The sequence below is a fragment of the Pseudomonas sp. R37(2017) genome, from assembly GCF_002113375.1.
Classification (GTDB): Bacteria; Pseudomonadota; Gammaproteobacteria; order Pseudomonadales; family Pseudomonadaceae; genus Aquipseudomonas.
In genome coordinates, this window is sequence record NZ_NEHO01000012.1 from 72,780 (window position 1) to 90,418 (window position 17,639).

Consider the following 17,639-nt stretch of genomic DNA (forward strand, 5'->3'; position numbering starts at 1 on the left):
AAAATCCTCGCGGGAGACTTACTTGATGTGCCTTCCGCCGTTGACGGTCAGGGTGGTGCCGGTGACGTAGGGGTTGTCGAGCAGATAGCGCAGGCTCTGGTAGATCACCTCGCCGCCGGGCTCGATGCCCAGCGCGGACTTGGCCAGCGTCCTGGCGCGGTAGGCCGCGTCGTCTTCAGGGTTGAACAGTAGCAGGGCCGGTGCGATCCCGTTGACCTTGATGGCCGGCGCGTACCTGGCGGCGAAGGACAGGGTCAGGCTGTCGAGCCCGGCTTTGCTGGCGCAATAGCCGATGTGCTTGCTGCTGCCCTTGCGGGTCACGTCATCGCTGATGTGCACGATGTCGGCGGGGCTCGAGCGATGCAGCAGGTCGGCGCAATGCAGATTGATCAGGTAGGGCGCCAGCATGTGCACGCTGAACATGCGGGTGAATGCGACGGCGTCGGTGTCCGGTGTTTCGGCCAGCCATTCGGAGGCGTTGTGGACAATCGCCCGCAAACAGTCGGTATGGGTTTTCAGTTCGCTGATGAAGGCCAGGATCCCGGCCTCGCTGGCGAAGTCCGCGAACACCGCGGTGGCGCCCAGGTCGCGCAGGGCTTGTACGCCGGGACGCTCGCTGCGGTAACTGAATATCACGCGATGACCATCTTCCAGCAATCGCCGGGCACAGTGCAGGCCGACGCGCTGGCCGGCGCCGGTAATGAGGACTGGGGCTGCGGAAGAGGTCATGAAAGGCTCGCGTCGCGGTGAGAGCAAAACTATACCAGCGACGGGAGCGCTCTATCTATTACAGCCCCTCGAACAGAAACTTCGCCTCGTGCAGCCTGTCTTGAAACAGGCAGAAATTGTCCCCGATTCAGTGAGTTGCGTCCGGGATGTTTTTCGCTCGGATGCGGCATGAAATTTTTTACGGAATCTATACGGTGTGAGCGATTAGAATGTGAGTTGGACGATACATGGAAGTTTGCATCAGGATGCCCGTACTTACTGACAGTACTTCAGATTCCACGCTGACCGTCTCTCTCGAACAGGAAGAGCTTTTTCCCATTCGCGAGGTCGCGCGCCTGACAGGTGTCAACCCGGTCACGCTTCGTGCCTGGGAGCGACGTTATGGTCTGATCGTTCCAACTCGCACCGAAAGCGGACATCGTCTGTACACGCTGACCGAAATTGAGCGAGTTCGCAGTATCCTCAGTTGGATCGAGCGTGGCGTTGCCGTCAGTAAGATCGGCAAGATCCTGGCCAGGGCCGAGCCGCTCCAGGCGTTATCGCACATCATCCCCAACAACCTGATAGAAGCCGATTATGCGCAGTGGCAGCAACAGGTTCTTGTCGCCGTGAACGCGTTTGACGACCTGCGGCTGGAGCAGCTCTACGGCCAGATTTTCTCCAGCTACGCTCTGCCGGTGGTGTTTCAGGACATTCTGATGCCCGTCTGGAAGCAGTTGTTGCAGCGCCAGGACCAGTTCGGCGGAACCAGTGAGTGGCTGTTTCTGGATGGTTTTCTGCGTTCCCGGGTGGTGCAGCGTCTGTTGTTGCAGCGCGAAAAACAGCCACGTCGCGTGGTCATCTGCGCCCTGGCAGGACAGTGCCGAGAGCTGGAGCTGCTGGTCGCCGCGCTGTTCCTGAGTAACGGGCGATCGGCCGTTCGAGTGCTGAACATTGGCCAGCGGTTCGATGAGCTGGCCCTGATGTGCGAAAGGATCAAGCCCCTGGCGCTGGTGCTGTTTTCCAATCATGTACCGGCACCCGAATTGCCGCGGCGCTTGAATCGCCTGGCCATGAGTCTGGAGTGCCGACTGTTGTTGGCCGGCGATGCTTCTGACCTGGCACAGGAGAGCCTGGCGGGATCATCGATCGGCTGCCTGGGCAATGAAGGAGAGACCATGAGCCAGCGTCTGAAGCAGTTCCTGGCAGGCAATCTGGATACTTGAGTTTCAGAGATGCAGCGCTGGATGAGTCAAGCGATGCTGTTGCAGGATGAACTGGCGCAGACGCTCGGTTTCATCCGTATCGCTCTGGTTCAGTTGGTAGGCGTAGAAACCGTGTTCGTTTTCTTTCTCGAAAGTGCCGCGCAAGGCAATCCGCTCATAGCCTGACGGGCTGAACCACAAGGCGAAATGCCTGGGCGGCTTGGTCTTGTTGCGAACTTCCAGCAAAACCCCTTTGCACGATACTTCGTGTACCCACAGGGTGCCGGGTTGACCCTGGGCGTTTTCCAGCGCTACCGGTTCGTCCAGTACCAGGCGCCAAGGCCGGACCATCGGCCCGTCCTCATAGATACTTGGCACGCCGAGACGCAAATGCAGCGCATGGAACTCGTCTTCCACCAGGTGCAGGGGGAAGGTCATTTGCTGGTTTTCGAAGCTGGCTTGAATGGTGACCTGCTCGTGGGCCGCCAGGCGGGTGAGCAGGTCACGGATTTGCGACCCACCGTTGACGAGCAGGCTCGACGTCGCATCCCGCACATTGAGTTGCGGGTTGTGTTGCATGTTCTGGATAAAATCCAGCTCATCCTGGGTCAGGAGTGCGTCGCGCTGCATGGCCAACTCGAAAGATATAGTTACAAAGTCATTGGTGATTGTAGTTACTGACCACTAATTCTGAGTTTTGTTTTTACCGTTCGTCGCCTTGAGCGCGGCAAGCTCGGCCCGGAGTTCAGCCACCTGCCCTTCGAGCTGAACCACGCGCTGTTGCGCCTTGACCTGCACGGTGACGTCTTTCTGCACACCGACAAAATAGGTTTGCCCGTCCGCCGGATTTTTCACCGTTGAAAGGGACAGCTCATTCCAGAAGGGGGTGCCGTCCTTTCGGTAGTTGCGCAGTATTTCCCGGCAGGATCCGCCACTGTTCAGGGCATCGCGAATCAACGGCAGGGCTTGCTGGTCGCGGTCCCCCGACTGCAGGAAGCGGCAATCCTGATAGAGAATTTCTTCGCTGGAGTACCCCGTCAGGCGTTCGAACGCGGGGTTGACGTAAATGAGGATTTTGTCCTGATCGCCTTCCTTTTCCGCAATCACGATACCGTCGTTGGAGGCATTGATGACCATTTGCAGCAACTGGGCGTTAATCATCGGAGTATCCTTTCCTGATTGATTGTCGATTGCATTCTAAAAGAACAATCACGACCGTGCTGTTAATATCCGGTTTTTTACTCGGATTCAGGATCAGATCGATGAAAGTCGCCATCATTTCCGGCTCGGTGTACGGCACGGCCGAAGAAGTTGCCCGCCACGCCGTCAGCCTGTTGAAATCCGCCGGTTTCGAAACCTGGCACAACCCGCGTGCGACACTCGCCGATATCCAGGCGTTTGGCCCCGAAGCCTTTCTTGCGGTGACCTCGACTACCGGCATGGGCGAGTTGCCGGACAACCTGCAACCACTGTACTCGACCATTCGTGACCAATTGCCAGCAGCCTGGCGCGGTTTGCCGGGTGCCGTGATCGGATTGGGCGATGCGAGTTATGGCGATACTTTCTGTGGCGGCGGCGAGCAGATGCGCGAATTGTTCGGCGAACTGGGCATTCGCGAAGTACTGCCAATGCTGCGCCTGGATGCCAGCGAAAGCGTGACTCCGGAAACGGATGCCGAGCCTTGGCTGGCGAACCTGATCAGCGCTCTGCGCGAGTGACAGCTAACCCTGCATCAATGCCCGCCAGGGTTCTGGCAGTGCAGCGAAAGCTGCCCGTCAGAGCCTCGCGGGTACCAGTCGTTTGACTTGGGCCCAGGGCAGCAGGGCGGGGGAGTGACTCGCTGGGTCATCAAGCTGGCTGCCAATGCAACTACACGAACCTCAAGGGCTGACTAGACTCGGTAAACATAGGAAACACTTCATAATAAAAAGCACCGAGGCTTCCTGCCGTGACTGTCGCTCCCGTCCAATCGCCCCACAGTGTCAAAGACCTGGTCAGCGCTGCCGAATGGCAGACTCGCGTTGACCTGGCGGCCTGTTACCGCCTGGTCGCTCAACATGGTTGGGATGACCTTGTCTTTACCCATATCTCCGCCAAGGTGCCCGGCACCGAAGATTTCCTCATCAACCCGTTCGGGTTGATGTTTCACGAAATTACCGCGTCGAGCCTGGTCAAGGTGGATCAGGCCGGCAACAAACTGATGGACAGTCCCTACGAGATCAATCCGGCGGGTTACACCATTCACAGCGCCGTGCATGAAGTCCGTCACGATGTCGTCTGTGTATTGCATACCCACACCGCTTCGGGGGTTGCGGTATCGGCACAGAAGCAGGGCGTGTTGCCGATCAGCCAGCAGTCGTTGTTCGTGCTTTCCAGCCTGGCGTACCACGCCTACGAGGGTGTGGCGCTCAACCATGATGAAAAAGTGCGGCTGCAGGCCGACCTCGGTGAAAACAATTTCCTGATGTTGCACAACCACGGCCTGCTGACCTGTGCCGGCACCATCGCCGATACGTTCCTGATGATGTTCACCTTTCAGCGTGCCTGCGATATCCAGGTCATGGCGCAGAACGGTGCAACTGAACTGATCGCCATCGAACCGCAGATTCTGGCCGGCGCCAAGGCCATGATCGCGGGTGTCACCAGAAGTGCTCAAGGAATGGGCGGAGCGCTGGCATGGCCGGCGCTGCTGCGCAAACTCGATAAACTGGACCCGGGCTATAAACTCTAATGGTACTCGCCGAGATCCCCCTGTGTGTCTGGCGCAAACGCAGCCGGACGTTCCTGTTCCGTGGCCACGACATCCGTTACTGGACAGCGGGGCAGGGTGAGCCGCTGTTGCTCATTCACGGCTTTCCGTCCGCCAGTTGGGACTGGCATTACCTGTGGCAACCTTTGACCCAGCGATTTCGTGTGATCGCATGCGACATGCTGGGCTTTGGCGACTCGGCCAAACCGGCGAATCACGACTACAGCCTGCAGGAACAAGCGGATCTGCAGTTGGCACTGCTTGAACACCTGAATGTCGTACAGCCGGTGCACCTGTTCGCCCACGATTACGGCGACAGCGTGGCCCAGGAACTGCTGGCCCGGCACTACGAGTCGCAGGTGGAACTGGCCAGTTGTGTGTTTCTCAATGGCGGATTGTTTCCAGAAACCCATCGCCCGGTGTTGATGCAAAAACTCCTGCTCAGTCCTTTGGGCTGGATGATCGGCCGCGCCTTCAGTCGTGATGGCCTGGTGAGAAGCTTTCGGCAGGTTTTCGGACCGCAAACCCGCCCCAGTGAAAGCCAGATGGATGATTTCTGGAGCCTGGTCGAAAGTCATCACGGGCCACGGATCATGCATAAATTGATTGCCTACATCCCGGAGCGACGTGTCTGGCGCAACCGCTGGGTCAGCGCGATGCAGCGCGGTGAAGTGCCGCTGCGAGTGATCGATGGCGGGGTCGATCCGGTCTCCGGCGCGCACATGGTCGAGCGTTACCGGGAACTGATCCCGCAGGCGGACACGGTGGTGTTGCCCGGCATTGGCCACTACCCACAGATCGAGGCGCCCAGCGAGGTGCTCAAGCACTACCTGGCGTTTCGCGATCAACTGCTGTTGCCGCCGCGCAAGGTGGCGTGTTCCTGATTCGCATCGTTGAACCTGTTCTGCTTCTGTGGGGTCGCGTCATCCTGTCCGACGCGATCATCATCCCCCAGCCTTATCGAGTACCATTCAGCCTCCCCCGTGTTCATTGTGACCCGCTGCGCCGTGCCTGAAACTCGGACTTATTGTCCCTGGCCTGCTGGAGTCCCCCCATGAATGAGTCTGTGCGCTTCGAAGATAAAGTCGTGATCATCACTGGTGCCGGAGGCGGCCTGGGACGGGCGCATGCACTGCTGTTCGCCAAACAGGGCGCCAGGGTACTGGTCAACGATCTTGGCGGATCGACCCAGGGCGAAGGCGCCAACGCTTCGGCCGCCGACCGCGTGGTTGCGGACATTCGCGAGGCCGGCGGTATCGCCGAGGCCAACCACGATTCGGTCACGGACGGTGACAAACTGGTCCAGCACGCACTGGATGTCTTCGGGCGCGTCGACGTGGTGGTCAACAACGCCGGGATCCTGCGTGACAAGACCTTCCACAAAATGGAAGACGCCGACTGGGATCTGGTTTACCGCGTCCACGTCGAAGGTGCCTACAAAGTCACCCGCGCCGCCTGGCCGCACATGCGCGAGCAAAACTACGGCCGAGTGATTTTCACGGCGTCGACCTCGGGCATCTATGGCAATTTCGGTCAGTCCAACTACGGCATGGCCAAGCTCGGTCTCTACGGCCTGACTCGTACCCTGGCCATTGAAGGCCGCAAGAACAACATCCTGGTCAATGCCATCGCTCCCACTGGCGGCACGCGCATGACCGAAGGCCTGATCCCGCCGCAGGTTTTCGAGCAGCTCAAGCCGGAACTGGTCAGCCCGCTGGTGGTTTACCTGGCCAGCGAGCACTGCCAGGAAACCTCCGGCCTGTTTGAAGTCGGTGGCGGCTGGATGGGCAAGGTGCGCTGGGAGCGCAGCCTCGGCATCGGGTTCGATCCACGGACCGGTTTCTCCCCGGAAGACGTGGCCGCGCACTGGCAGCAGATTTGCGACTTCGAAGGCGCGGCGCATCCGAAGGACAACATCGAGGCGCTGAAGGAAATGATGGGGAACTTGAAGAAGTATTCGCTCTGATAGCACCGGCAAGGTCACATTGATCGACCTTGCCGGTTGTTGCATTTGTCAGCTGAAACGCCGTCTGCCGACGATCAGCCTGGAAAGTATCTGACTACCAGCGCCTTAAGGTTGGCGGCTGTCTGCGCGTCTATCAGTCCATCGTAATTTTCCGGGCGAAAGTGCATCTGGAATGCCCGCACCAACTGTTGAAAACCACCTTCCGTAGACGCGCCCGAAACGTCGTATCCATAGGTTTTGAACAGCCCCAGCAACTCGCTTCGGGTTGGAACCCCCGATGCCTTGTATTGGCACAGATACTTGTCCCGAGTGCTGGCATCGAACCAGGCGCCGACGCCTTTCAAGTACAACGCGTGCCAGGGAAACATCGGCCCCGGGTCACTTTTGCGGCCGATCGAAACATCGGAGTGGCCCAGAACCTGTGTCGGCGTGATATCCGGGTAGCGCTTGAGGATGTTCAGCGCCAGCTGTTCAATCGCTGCAATCTGCTCGGGGTGATACGGCGGGAAAGTGAATTCGCCTTTGTTGTCTGTCGCCAGGTTGACGATCTCAATGCCGATGGACGTGTCATTCAGATTGCTGCGATTGCCCCACTGGCTGACGCCGGCGTGCCACGCGCGATGGGTTTCTTCCACGAGGTTGAAAACTTCCTGCCCGGTATAGCCGGCGTTCAGGTAACTGGGGTCGGTGATATCCGGAACCAGATAGTGCGCACTGACATTCGGACCGGTGAGGGCGCTGACAGAACTTGAAAAGTTAGCGGCCGTGTAGTGAAAAACCAGAAAGCGTACGCGGCTGTTGAAGCTTCGGGTTGAGCGATACGGGCTGTATTTGATGGGTTTCATGGCTGCACTCGCAGTAATTAAGTTTGAAGCCGGACGACGATAAAGTTCGTTCGCCGACTTGTTGTTCAACTTAATTGCGTGGGTGCTTTTGGTGTTTACCTATGTTTGTAGCCGTTTTCTGAAAGAAATGTAGTCATTCAAAGTCTTGCCTGCAGTGTCGCGGGTTACTGGCCAGCAGCAGTGCCGGATCAAAGACCATTGCCCATAAAAAAGGCCGCTGCAAACGCAGCGGCCAAGGTAAGACGTTGGATCAGGAGCTACAAATCAACGTCAGTGAACATGGGGCGATGAACCGAATCCTCAATTCATCTGAAATCTTTCAATCACGGCGCCAGCCGGAACATCTTGCCTGCGGTGTTTTACCGTAGCAGCCAGGTAAGAATATTTCCTTATTGTTGTAGGAAAAATACCAATTCCGGACATGCACTGTTGCAGCCCGGGCAACAGTCAGTCCTCGGGCGTTCGCTGTCAGGATGATGCGCCAGCGCCTGATCAGCGCCGCTGCGTTCAGTTTGCCGATGCCTCGGGCTCGAAGCCCATGCGCCAACTCACGGCCTGTGTGGCAGACAACAAACGCCGCGCCGCCGGGCCGTTTTCATCGGCGTGAAACAGCGACGTCGGCCCGACTACAGTCAGCACTGCGGCAATCTTGCCCATGGCGTTGAACACTGGCGCCGACAAGGCATCCACTCCAGGCATCAGCAGTCCATGCACATGATGCAGGCCTCGTTGGCGGATCTGTTCGCACATCGTTGCATAGGCCTGATCATCCGCCAGGGCGTGGGCGCTAGCGCTTTGCAGTTCCTGTTCACGCAGGTCCATGGTTTCACGCGCAGGCAGGTAAGCGCCGAAGACCAGTCCGGTCGAGGAACTGAGCAGCGGCAACACCGAGCCCAGTTGTGTCACCACCGTCACCGCTCGTACCGCCGGCTCGATATGCACCACGGTCGCACCCTGATTGCCCCACACCGCCAGAAAGCAGGTTTCGTTCAGGTCATCGCGCAACTCGGCGAGGGGCAGGGCGGCAACTTTCAGCACGTCCATACTGTTGAGTGCCGCCAACCCCACGCGCAAGGCTTCGCGACCCAGGCCGTAATGGTTGGTGGCGGCGTTCTGTTCGGCAAATCCGCTGGCGATCAGCGCCTGCAAATAGCGGTGGACCTTGCTCGCCGGCATCTGCACGTGTTCGGCCAGGCGCGACAGCGAAGTCGAGGGCGACAACTCGGCCAGAGCCTTGAGGATGTCAGTGCCAACCTCGGCGGAGCGGACTTTCTGTTTACCGTTGTTGTCGCTGGTTTTTTCCATGGTGGCACTGTGATCCGGAAACAAATTGGCGTCTTTATAGCTTGACGGTGGATATCGATCAAATTACGTTATGCGTAATCAAATTACGATAAAAACAACTCGGGCGTGCCTCAAACTCTGCATCAGAGCGAGCGGCCACGGCCGACTCCCTGTTCAGGAGGCTCCATGAACCCCGATTCAACGACGCCAGCACTGGCCTACCTGTCAGGCTTCGGCAACGAATTCAGCAGCGAAGCGTTGCCCGGTGCACTGCCTGTCGGCCAGAACTCCCCGCAAAAAGCCCCGTATGGCCTCTACACCGAACTGTTCTCCGGTACGGCGTTCACCATGCCGCGCAGTGAGGCGCGGCGGACCTGGATGTACCGCATTCAGCCGTCGGCCAATCACCCGGCTTTCGTCAAACTGGACCGCCAACTGGCCGGTGGCCCGCTGGGTGACGTGACCCCCAATCGCCTGCGCTGGAACCCGCTGGACATTCCCGCCGAGCCGACCGATTTCATCGACGGCCTGGTGAGCATGGCCGCCAACTCGGGCGCGGAAAAGCCGGCCGGGATCAGCATCTATAACTACCGCGCCAACCGTTCCATGGAGCGTGTGTTCTTCAATGCTGACGGTGAAATGTTGTTGGTGCCGGAACTGGGGCGCCTGCGCATTGCCACTGAACTCGGCGCGCTTGAGCTGGAACCGCTGGAAATCGCCGTACTGCCGCGCGGTCTTAAATTCCGCATCGAATTGCTCGACCCGCAAGCCCGCGGTTACGTCGCCGAAAACCATGGCGCGCCGCTGCGTCTGCCGGACCTGGGGCCAATTGGCAGCAATGGCCTGGCCAATCCGCGGGACTTCCTGACCCCGGTGGCGGCTTACGAGAACCTGCAACAACCCACCACGCTGGTGCAGAAATTCCTTGGTCAGTTGTGGGCGTGCGAGCTCAATCATTCGCCGCTCAATGTGGTCGCCTGGCACGGCAACAACGTGCCGTACAAATATGACCTGCGCCGTTTCAACACCATCGGCACCGTCAGTTTCGATCACCCCGATCCGTCGATCTTCACCGTGCTGACGTCGCCGACCAGCGTCCATGGCCTGGCCAACCTCGACTTCGTGATTTTCCCGCCGCGCTGGATGGTGGCCGAGAAGACTTTCCGTCCACCGTGGTTCCATCGCAACCTGATGAACGAATTCATGGGGTTGATCCAGGGCGAGTACGACGCCAAGGCTGAAGGCTTCGTGCCCGGCGGTGCATCGTTGCACAGCTGCATGAGCGCCCACGGTCCTGACGGAGAGACCTGCACCAAAGCGATCGACGCTGACCTCAAGCCGGCGAAAATCGACAACACCATGGCGTTCATGTTCGAGTCCAGCCAGGTGTTGCGCCCAAGCCGTTTCGCCCTCGATTGCCCGCAACTGCAAAACACTTACGATGCCTGCTGGGCTACGCTGCCCGCCACTTTCGACCCGACCCGGAGATAACCCATGACGCAGACTTCCATCACTCGCAGCTGGGTTGCTTCCGCCAACGACCATGCGGATTTCCCCCTGCAAAACCTGCCGTTGGGCGTCTTCAGCCACAACGGTTCGGCACCGCGCAGCGGCGTGGCCATCGGTGAGCACATCTTTGATCTGCAAGCGGCCCTGGAAGCCGGGTTGTTCGATGGCGCCGCGAAGGCAGCCGTCGAAGCGACCCATGGCGGCCAGTTGAATGCGTTCTTCGAACTTGGCCGCGAAGCTCGCGTCGCGTTGCGCGAGCGTTTGCTGGAGCTGTTCGCCGAGGGCAGTACCCTGCACGGCAAGATCGAAGCCCAGGGCGCGAAACTGCTGCCGCTGGCGGCGGATTGCGAGATGCACCTGCCGGCGAAAATCAACGATTACACCGACTTCTACGTTGGCATCGAGCACGCGCAGAACGTCGGCAAACTGTTCCGTCCCGACAACCCGTTGCTGCCGAACTACAAGTACGTGCCCATCGGCTACCACGGTCGTGCGTCGACCATTCGCCCGTCCGGCACCGATGTGCGCCGCCCGAAAGGCCAGACCCTGCCGGCCGGTCAGAACGAGCCGACGTTCGGCCCTTGCGCACGCCTGGACTATGAATTGGAACTGGGCATCTGGATCGGCCAGGGCAACGACATGGGCGACTCGATTGCCATTGGCGATGCCGCCGATCACATCGCCGGTTTCTGCCTGCTCAACGACTGGTCCGCTCGGGACATCCAGGCCTGGGAATACCAGCCGCTGGGGCCGTTCCTGTCCAAGAGCTTCATCACCAGCATCTCGCCGTGGGTCGTCACCGCCGAAGCGCTGGAGCCATTCCGTCGTGCCCAGCCTGAACGTCCGCAAGGCGATCCGCAGCCGCTGCCGTACCTGCTCGACAAGCGCGATCAGGCCGCTGGCGCGTTCGACATCGAACTGGAAGTGCTGCTGCTCACCGAGGCCATGCGCGAACAGAACCTGCCAGCCCATCGCCTGACATTGAGCAACACCCGGCACATGTACTGGACCGTGGCGCAAATGGTTGCGCATCACAGCGTCAACGGTTGCCAATTGCAGGCCGGTGATCTGTTTGGCTCGGGCACGTTGTCGGGACCCGAGATCGGTCAGTTCGGCAGCCTGCTGGAAATTACCGAGGGCGGTAAAAAGCCGATCGAACTGGCCTCGGGCGAGGTGCGCAAGTTCCTCGAAGACGGCGACGAAATCATCCTGCGCGGACGTTGCCGCCGCGATGGGTTCGCGTCCATCGGCTTCGGCGAATGCCGCGGCAAAGTGCTGCCGGCGCGCTGACAGGAGCAAGGCATGGAACTCTATACCTACTACCGTTCGACTTCGTCGTACCGGGTGCGTATCGCGTTGGCGCTCAAGGGGCTGGATTACCGATCCTTGCCAGTCAACCTGATCGCGCCGCAGGGTGGCGAGCATCGGCAGCCGCCTTACCTGGGCATCAACCCACAGGGCCGCGTGCCGGCCTTGCGCACCGATGAAGGTGAGCTGTTGATCCAGTCTCCCGCGATCATCGAGTACCTGGAGGAGCGTTATCCACAGGTGCCACTGCTATCCAAAGACCTGGCGTCCCGCGCTCACGAGCGCGGCGTGGCGGCGGTGATCGGCTGCGATGTGCACCCGCTGCACAACGTCAGCGTACTCAATCGGCTGCGTCAGTCGGGCTACGACGAACCGCAGGTGGTGGAGTGGATCGGCCACTGGATTGGCCAGGGGTTGGCGACGGTGGAGCAGTTGATCGGCGATGCCGGTTACTGCTTCGGCCCCGAGCCTGGGTTGGCGGACGTCTACCTGATCCCGCAACTGTATGCGGCCGAGCGTTTCAACGTTTCTCTGGAGGCTTACCCGCGAATCCGCCGAGTGGCGGCATTGGCCGCAACGCATCCGGCATTCATCAAGGCGCATCCGGCGAACCAGCCAGACACGCCCTGAGACCTCACACCGCCCCAATGTAGGAGCGAGCATGCTCGCGATTGCGGTGTGTCATGGCACGCCCTCTTCGCAAGCAGGCTCTCTCCCACATTGAGTTGTGATCAGTGAACGATGGCGTTCGGCGGCAGATGCCCGAGCCGGTCCGTCAGGCGAATACGCTGGATCGGATCGTCGCTGAGCAGCAGTGCATGCTCAAGGTCGAAGCGCTCGGCGTTCGGACAGTCCAGCCGTTGGTACAGACTGGCCCGGGCCAGATAGTCGGCGGAGCTGGCGTTGCCCAGTTCCAGGACGCGATCGGCGTCGATCAAGGCATTGATGTAATCGTCGTGGGACAGGTACAACTGGCGCAGGTTGCGCGACAGCCGCTGCAGCATCTGCACCGGTTCGGCGGTTTCCAGGTGCTCGGCGCCGAGCTTCATGTTCGGGCCGTACTGGCGCTGCAACAATTCCCGGCAATCGTTCGGATAGAGGCGACGACCGCCGCAGGGATCAAGCAAGTGGTCGGCGCCCGGCACCCGCAGCAGGAAATGCCCGGGGAAGTTGACCCCGACCATGGGAATCTCCAGGCCCCTGGCCAACTCCAGTGCAATCAGCCCCAGCGTCAAGGGTTGCCCCCGTCGCCGTTCCAGTACTTTGTCGAGCAGTGCCACTTGCGGGCGCAAGGGGGTGAAGTCGTCCTGGGCGAAGCCAAGGTCGTTCATTCGCCGCAGCAGGGGCTGGGCCAGTTCGCTGACCGGCAACATCGGCAAACCGCCGCTGACCCGTTGTTGCAATGCCTGGAAATCGGCCAGCAGCGCCTGCGGCTTCACTTCGCTGTCATGTTCGACCGCAATCCACAGCGCCGCCTCGAACAGAGCAGGCGGCGAACGTTGCAAACAGGCGAAAAACGATTGGCGCGGGGTCATTGAAATCTCCGGGCAATGCCTCGTTTTAGCCCCCTCTCCGGCATTCGTCCAGTGCCGCGCAGGTCGAATTCAGGTTATTTCCGAAAGCCTGATTCATGGCTGCGCTTATTCCTGTGCGCTTCAGCAATTTTTGGGCGCAAGCCTATACTGGCGTCTACAAGACGTGATTCGGGAGCCTTACGATGTTCGCTCTCATGCAAAGTACTCGCCTTGAATCGCTGCATCTGAGCGTTGACTCGGTCTCCGGGTTGAAGGCGGTCATTGCCATTCATAACAGCCGACTGGGGCCTGCCCTGGGTGGGTGTCGTTACCTTGCCTACCCCAGCGACGAATCGGCGGTCGAGGATGCTGTGCGCCTGGCCCAGGGCATGAGCTACAAAGCCGCGCTGGCCGGCCTGGCCCAGGGCGGGGGTGTGGCGGTGATCGTGCGCCCGGCCCATGTGGAAAACCGAGCGGCATTGTTCGAAGCCTTCGGACGCTGCATTGAACAGCTCGAAGGTCGCTACATCACGGCCATCGACAGCGGCACTTCCGTGGCGGACATGGATTGCATCGCCCAACACACCCAGCACGTCACCAGCACCACTTCGGCGGGTGACCCTGCGCCGCACGCGGCGATGGGCGTGTTCACCGGCATCCGCAGCACCGCCATGGCCCGGCTCGGCAGCGATAACCTCGAAGGTTTGCGCGTGGCTATCCAGGGCCTGGGCAATGTCGGCTATGCCTTGGCCGAACAGCTGCACGCCGCCGGTGCCGAACTGCTGGTCAGCGACATCGATCACGGCAAGGTGCAACTGGCCATGGAGCAACTCGGCGCGCACCCGATTGCCAACGATGCGCTGCTCAGCACTCCCTGCGACATCCTCGCGCCTTGCGGGCTGGGTGGTGTACTCAACAGCCATACCGTGTCGCAATTGCGCTGCTCGGCGGTGGCCGGCTCGGCGAACAATCAACTGACGCACCTGGACGTCGCCGACCAACTGGAACGTCGCGGCATCCTCTACGCACCGGATTACGTAATCAACGCTGGCGGGCTGATCTACGTGTCGCTCAAGCACCGGGGTGAAGAACTGTCGACCATCACCGCGCACCTGTCGAAAATCAGCACACGCCTGACCGAGGTGTTCGCCCACGCCCAGGCGGAAAAGCGCTCCCCGGCACGGGTGGCCGATGAGCTGGCGGAGAAAGTGTTGTACCGGTGAGTCCGATGGGTTTTCCACAGGCATGAAAAAGGCCCTGAGCCATTCGACTCAGGGCCTGTTCAATTTGCGTTCTGCTTACTTGGTGGCTTTGGGAGCCTTGGCAGGTTTGACCGGGGCAATCGGCTCAGCGGCTTCAACGACATCGGCCGCAGCGACGGGGTCGGCGATTTCTACTGGTGCGCTGAGCAGTTCGGACAGGGCGTCCGGCTGGCTCTTGAACGCCTTGGCGAACACATCGCGATTCTTCGCCATGTAGATCCCGGCTTCTTCCACTTGCTGCTCGGTCAGGGACGGAACGGCTTTTTGCAATACTTCAGCCAGCAATTCGGCCAGTTCGAGCATTTTGTCATGACGGTCAGCTTCGGCTTTATCCATGAACAAGCGCTCCAGATCTCGGCTGCTGCGGTATACCACTTCGACGGCCATTCACCACCTCACATGCCTTCACATTGGTTGTCGGTTTCGACTACTGTATTTATATACAGCGAAAGGATAAGCGAAACCCTGTCTTTTGGGTAGTGGCTTTTTAATGTAGACCGCTTTCGACATTTGTCAGGCGAGGTGCCACCAAGGTGCGACCAAACGCCACGGCGCGTTATCCGGAGCGGCTCGCCATCATGGGCTGGCCTTTTTTCTGCATGCGGAAAACCGTCACGTCCACCCCGCATCATCCGGTCGAACCGACCTAAGGAAGCATCATCGTGAAAATCAACTGGGCCGAAAAACTGCGGCAGAACGTACACGGACTGGCCGAGTCACTGGGCAATCTGTTCGTCGAAACCTTTCACTACCTGGCGCTGTTCGCCATTGGTGCGGTGACTGCGTGGGCGGCGGTGATGGAGTTTCTCGGGATGATCGAAGAGGGGCACATCAAGATCGACGACATCTTGCTGCTGTTCATCTACCTGGAACTGGGGGCGATGGTCGGGATTTACTTCAAGACCAACCACATGCCCGTGCGCTTCCTGATCTACGTGGCGATCACCGCGCTGACGCGGCTGCTTATTTCCAACGTTTCGCACCACAACCCGCCGGACCTGGGGATCATCTACCTGTGCGGCGGCATTTTGCTGCTGGCGTTTGCGATTCTGGTGGTGCGTTATGCTTCGTCGCAGTTTCCTTCGGTGAAGATCGAGAACCCGCACCGCAGAACAGGTGTGGGCTCCAGTGAACATCCGGAAGTGGAAAAGGGCGAGCTTTAAAGCCCCATGGCGGGTCGGGGGCGGCCTTTGTTGGTTGGTGGCGGCCGTCTGCGCGTGCCGCCATCGGTCATGGCTTCGAGGATGGCCATGGCGCTGTGGCCTTGTTCGATGGCAATGCCGAATTGAATGCTTTGAACCAGACGCTTGAGACGTTGGGGATCATTGCGTTGTTCGGCGCTGATCATGCGTTTGGCCACTATGCGGCCACTGTTGGAAAGGGTCAGCATGATGCTGCCGTCCAGGCCCTGGATGCTCAGGTTGATCTGGTAATCCGGCGCAAAGGCATCGGTAATGAGCTGGAAAGGGTTGTCCATGATGCGTCACCGCCTGATTGAACGTGCAGTTGTTGACCGGCCGTGATCGGGTTGGTTCGCAATGCCTGACCACCGGCTATCTCGCCATCATTGTTCCAACCAGGACTTAGCAAGGGGCATGCCGAACAAAAAACACGCCCCCCTGTAGGAGCGAGCACGCTCGCGATGGTCGTGAACGATAACGCGTCAGTCCGGATGATTCGCGGCGCCTGAGGAATTTTCGCGAGCGTGCTCGCTCCTACAGGGGGCCTCGTTTTTTGCACGTTTCAGGGCAATAACGACGGGCGTGCCTCCAAAGCGATCAACATTCCACCCAGTTCACCGCCAGCCCGCCCCGTGACGTTTCCTTGTACTTGTCATGCATGTCAGCGCCGGTATCGCGCATGGTGCGGATTACCCGATCCAGGGAAATGAAGTGTTTGCCGTCGCCGCGCAGGGCCATTTGCGTGGCATTGATGGCCTTCACGGCAGCGATTGCGTTGCGCTCGATGCAGGGCACTTGAACCAGCCCGCCAACCGGGTCGCAGGTGAGGCCGAGGTTGTGCTCCAGACCGATTTCGGCGGCGTTTTCCAACTGCTCCGGGGTGGCGCCAAGCACCTCTGCCAGGCCGGCGGCAGCCATGGCGCAGGCGGAGCCGACTTCACCCTGACAGCCGACCTCGGCCCCGGAGATCGATGCGTTTTTCTTGCACAGGATGCCAACGGCAGCGGCACCGAGGAAGAACGCGACCACATCGTCGTCAGACGCATCGGCATTGAATTTCATGTAGTAGTGCAGCACTGCCGGAATGATCCCCGCCGCTCCGTTGGTCGGCGCCGTGACCATGCGCCCGCCAGCGGCGTTTTCCTCGTTCACGGCAAGGGCGTACAGGTTGACCCATTCCATCGCTGACAAGGTGGAAGTGATGACATTCGGCTTGCCGATTTCCTGCAGGTTGCGATGCAGTTTCGCCGCTCGGCGTGGAACCTTCAGGCCGCCCGGCAGGATGCCTTCGTGGCGCAGGCCTTGTTCGACGCATTCGCGCATCACCGACCAGATATGCAGCAGGCCCTGGCGGATCTCGGCATCGTCACGCCATGCCCGTTCGTTGGCCATCATCAGCTCACTCACCCGCAGCCCGTGCTCGTTGCACAGCTTGAGCAGTTCGGCGGCGCTGGAGAAGTCATAAGGCAGCGCTACATCGCCAGCCGGTGCGACACCGGACTCGGCTTCGGCCGCTTCGATGATGAAGCCGCCGCCCACCGAGTAATAGGTTTGCTCGAACAGTTCACCGGTTTCGCCGAAAGCTGTCAGGGACATGGCATTGGGGTGGTAGGGCAGGCTCTCGTCGAGCAGCAGGAGATCGCGTCGCCAGTCGAAGGCAATGTCCGAAACACCTGCCAGAGGCAACTGACCGGTTTCGCGCAGGGTGTTGATTCGGCTGTCGATGGTGGTGGGGTCGATGCTGTCGGGCCATTCGCCCATCAAGCCCATGACGCAGGCGCGGTCCGTTGCGTGGCCGACGCCGGTCGCCGACAGAGAACCGTAAAGGCGAATCTCCACGCGTCGCACGTCAGCCAGAAAACCCTGTTCGACCAACTGCCGGGCAAAGGTCGCGGCGGCGCGCATCGGACCGACGGTATGGGAACTGGACGGGCCGATGCCGACTTTGAAGAGATCGAAAACACTGATAGCCATGCTAAAGCCTATACAAGCAATGGAAGAGGAATCGCCGCCATTTTTGTAGGACAAGCGCAATATCGGCGATACTGCCCGTCAAGGTCCTGCGTGACCAACGAAACTTTCTAAGAGATCCTTTAGCAGGGCTAAAC

18 protein-coding genes and 1 pseudogene are annotated in these 17,639 nt (G+C 59.8%); 10 read left to right on the forward strand and 9 right to left on the reverse strand.

Annotated features, from left to right (window positions below; all coding sequences use genetic code 11):
• Positions 1–18 precede the first annotated feature (18 nt).
• Positions 19–729 carry a dihydromonapterin reductase gene (folM, locus tag CAG47_RS19170; protein ID WP_085726406.1) on the reverse strand — a complete coding sequence of 237 codons (711 nt, stop codon included), beginning with the start codon at positions 727–729 and terminating at the stop codon, positions 19–21.
• A gap of 245 nt (positions 730–974) precedes the next feature.
• On the opposite strand from folM, the gene CAG47_RS19175 reads away from it, so the two are divergent.
• A complete protein-coding gene (locus CAG47_RS19175) occupies positions 975–1,934 on the forward strand; it encodes a MerR family transcriptional regulator (protein ID WP_085726407.1) in 960 nt (319 codons plus the stop codon).
• Between the two features lie 3 nt (positions 1,935–1,937).
• On the opposite strand, the gene CAG47_RS19180 is transcribed toward CAG47_RS19175, so the two are convergent.
• Positions 1,938–2,543, reverse strand: coding sequence for a hypothetical protein (locus tag CAG47_RS19180; RefSeq protein ID WP_085726408.1), 606 nt, complete (start codon positions 2,541–2,543; stop codon positions 1,938–1,940).
• 54 nt (positions 2,544–2,597) lie between these two features.
• Complete coding sequence (locus tag CAG47_RS19185; protein ID WP_085726409.1) at positions 2,598–3,074, reverse strand: PAS domain-containing protein; 477 nt, start codon at positions 3,072–3,074, stop codon at positions 2,598–2,600.
• A 101-nt stretch (positions 3,075–3,175) separates the two neighbouring features.
• Between CAG47_RS19185 and CAG47_RS19190 the strand changes: the two genes are divergently transcribed.
• The 4 genes from CAG47_RS19190 to CAG47_RS19205 all read left to right on the forward strand — a co-directional run bounded on the left by CAG47_RS19190 (position 3,176) and on the right by CAG47_RS19205 (position 6,628).
• Positions 3,176–3,631: a flavodoxin gene (locus tag CAG47_RS19190; RefSeq protein ID WP_085726410.1), complete on the forward strand. Its 456-nt coding sequence runs from the start codon at positions 3,176–3,178 to the stop codon at positions 3,629–3,631.
• A gap of 230 nt (positions 3,632–3,861) precedes the next feature.
• A complete protein-coding gene (locus CAG47_RS19195) occupies positions 3,862–4,644 on the forward strand; it encodes a class II aldolase/adducin family protein (protein WP_085726411.1) in 783 nt (260 codons plus the stop codon).
• Entirely contained in the window at positions 4,644–5,546 is a 903-nt protein-coding gene (locus CAG47_RS19200; protein ID WP_085726412.1) for an alpha/beta fold hydrolase, read from the forward strand. The genes CAG47_RS19195 and CAG47_RS19200 overlap by 1 nt, the downstream gene beginning before the upstream one ends.
• 170 nt (positions 5,547–5,716) lie before the next feature.
• Positions 5,717–6,628, forward strand: a complete 912-nt coding sequence (locus CAG47_RS19205) for an SDR family oxidoreductase (RefSeq protein ID WP_085726413.1) — start codon at positions 5,717–5,719, stop codon at positions 6,626–6,628.
• A gap of 74 nt (positions 6,629–6,702) precedes the next feature.
• Here the strand turns inward: CAG47_RS19205 and CAG47_RS19210 are convergent, their stop codons facing one another.
• Both CAG47_RS19210 and CAG47_RS19215 read right to left on the reverse strand, forming a co-directional pair.
• Positions 6,703–7,473 carry an N-acetylmuramoyl-L-alanine amidase gene (locus CAG47_RS19210; RefSeq protein ID WP_085726414.1) on the reverse strand — a complete coding sequence of 257 codons (771 nt, stop codon included), beginning with the start codon at positions 7,471–7,473 and terminating at the stop codon, positions 6,703–6,705.
• A gap of 507 nt (positions 7,474–7,980) precedes the next feature.
• The gene (locus CAG47_RS19215; protein ID WP_085726415.1) at positions 7,981–8,778 is read right to left on the reverse strand and encodes an IclR family transcriptional regulator; all 798 of its coding nucleotides are present in this window, start codon (positions 8,776–8,778) and stop codon (positions 7,981–7,983) included.
• Positions 8,779–8,943: 165 nt separating this feature from the next.
• On the opposite strand from CAG47_RS19215, the gene hmgA reads away from it, so the two are divergent.
• Genes hmgA through maiA form a run of 3 tightly spaced genes read left to right on the forward strand, consistent with a single transcriptional unit; the run spans position 8,944 to position 12,204 of the window.
• Positions 8,944–10,248 (forward strand): homogentisate 1,2-dioxygenase, encoded by a 1,305-nt coding sequence (hmgA, locus tag CAG47_RS19220; protein ID WP_085726416.1) that lies wholly within the window; start codon positions 8,944–8,946, stop codon positions 10,246–10,248.
• Positions 10,249–10,251: 3 nt separating this feature from the next.
• A complete protein-coding gene (gene fahA / locus CAG47_RS19225) occupies positions 10,252–11,556 on the forward strand; it encodes a fumarylacetoacetase (RefSeq protein WP_085726417.1) in 1,305 nt (434 codons plus the stop codon).
• A 12-nt stretch (positions 11,557–11,568) separates the two neighbouring features.
• Positions 11,569–12,204 carry a maleylacetoacetate isomerase gene (gene maiA / locus CAG47_RS19230; protein ID WP_085726418.1) on the forward strand — a complete coding sequence of 212 codons (636 nt, stop codon included), beginning with the start codon at positions 11,569–11,571 and terminating at the stop codon, positions 12,202–12,204.
• 101 nt (positions 12,205–12,305) lie between these two features.
• Here maiA and CAG47_RS19235 read toward each other — a convergent pair whose 3' ends face one another.
• The gene (locus CAG47_RS19235) at positions 12,306–13,109 is read right to left on the reverse strand and encodes a SirB1 family protein (protein ID WP_085726419.1); all 804 of its coding nucleotides are present in this window, start codon (positions 13,107–13,109) and stop codon (positions 12,306–12,308) included.
• 182 nt (positions 13,110–13,291) lie between these two features.
• Here CAG47_RS19235 and CAG47_RS19240 point away from each other — a divergent pair, with 182 nt between their 5' ends.
• Positions 13,292–14,311 carry a Glu/Leu/Phe/Val dehydrogenase dimerization domain-containing protein gene (locus tag CAG47_RS19240; protein WP_085726420.1) on the forward strand — a complete coding sequence of 340 codons (1,020 nt, stop codon included), beginning with the start codon at positions 13,292–13,294 and terminating at the stop codon, positions 14,309–14,311.
• Positions 14,312–14,497: 186 nt separating this feature from the next.
• Here CAG47_RS19240 and CAG47_RS19245 read toward each other — a convergent pair.
• Positions 14,498–14,737 (reverse strand): annotated as a pseudogene (locus CAG47_RS19245) (YebG family protein); the annotation flags it as partial.
• 275 nt (positions 14,738–15,012) lie between these two features.
• Here CAG47_RS19245 and CAG47_RS19250 point away from each other — a divergent pair.
• Positions 15,013–15,513: a phosphate-starvation-inducible protein PsiE gene (locus CAG47_RS19250; protein ID WP_085726422.1), complete on the forward strand. Its 501-nt coding sequence runs from the start codon at positions 15,013–15,015 to the stop codon at positions 15,511–15,513.
• Here the strand turns inward: CAG47_RS19250 and CAG47_RS19255 are convergent.
• Positions 15,510–15,827, reverse strand: coding sequence for a DUF3509 domain-containing protein (locus CAG47_RS19255; protein WP_085726423.1), 318 nt, complete (start codon positions 15,825–15,827; stop codon positions 15,510–15,512). The genes CAG47_RS19250 and CAG47_RS19255 overlap by 4 nt on opposite strands.
• A gap of 301 nt (positions 15,828–16,128) precedes the next feature.
• The gene (locus CAG47_RS19260) at positions 16,129–17,505 is read right to left on the reverse strand and encodes an L-serine ammonia-lyase (protein ID WP_085726424.1); all 1,377 of its coding nucleotides are present in this window, start codon (positions 17,503–17,505) and stop codon (positions 16,129–16,131) included.
• Positions 17,506–17,639: the final 134 nt, after the last annotated feature.

Coding starts and splice junctions, on each gene's coding strand:
- folM (WP_085726406.1), bottom strand. CDS start 729: ATGACCTCTTCCGCAGCCCCAGTCCTCATTACCGGCGCCGGCCAGCGC.
- CAG47_RS19175 (WP_085726407.1), top strand. CDS start 975: ATGCCCGTACTTACTGACAGTACTTCAGATTCCACGCTGACCGTCTCT.
- CAG47_RS19180 (WP_085726408.1), bottom strand. CDS start 2,543: ATGCAGCGCGACGCACTCCTGACCCAGGATGAGCTGGATTTTATCCAG.
- CAG47_RS19185 (WP_085726409.1), bottom strand. CDS start 3,074: ATGATTAACGCCCAGTTGCTGCAAATGGTCATCAATGCCTCCAACGAC.
- CAG47_RS19190 (WP_085726410.1), top strand. CDS start 3,176: ATGAAAGTCGCCATCATTTCCGGCTCGGTGTACGGCACGGCCGAAGAA.
- CAG47_RS19200 (WP_085726412.1), top strand. CDS start 4,644: ATGGTACTCGCCGAGATCCCCCTGTGTGTCTGGCGCAAACGCAGCCGG.
- CAG47_RS19205 (WP_085726413.1), top strand. CDS start 5,717: ATGAATGAGTCTGTGCGCTTCGAAGATAAAGTCGTGATCATCACTGGT.
- CAG47_RS19210 (WP_085726414.1), bottom strand. CDS start 7,473: ATGAAACCCATCAAATACAGCCCGTATCGCTCAACCCGAAGCTTCAAC.
- CAG47_RS19215 (WP_085726415.1), bottom strand. CDS start 8,778: ATGGAAAAAACCAGCGACAACAACGGTAAACAGAAAGTCCGCTCCGCC.
- hmgA (WP_085726416.1), top strand. CDS start 8,944: ATGAACCCCGATTCAACGACGCCAGCACTGGCCTACCTGTCAGGCTTC.
- fahA (WP_085726417.1), top strand. CDS start 10,252: ATGACGCAGACTTCCATCACTCGCAGCTGGGTTGCTTCCGCCAACGAC.
- maiA (WP_085726418.1), top strand. CDS start 11,569: ATGGAACTCTATACCTACTACCGTTCGACTTCGTCGTACCGGGTGCGT.
- CAG47_RS19235 (WP_085726419.1), bottom strand. CDS start 13,109: ATGACCCCGCGCCAATCGTTTTTCGCCTGTTTGCAACGTTCGCCGCCT.
- CAG47_RS19240 (WP_085726420.1), top strand. CDS start 13,292: ATGTTCGCTCTCATGCAAAGTACTCGCCTTGAATCGCTGCATCTGAGC.
- CAG47_RS19255 (WP_085726423.1), bottom strand. CDS start 15,827: ATGGACAACCCTTTCCAGCTCATTACCGATGCCTTTGCGCCGGATTAC.
- CAG47_RS19260 (WP_085726424.1), bottom strand. CDS start 17,505: ATGGCTATCAGTGTTTTCGATCTCTTCAAAGTCGGCATCGGCCCGTCC.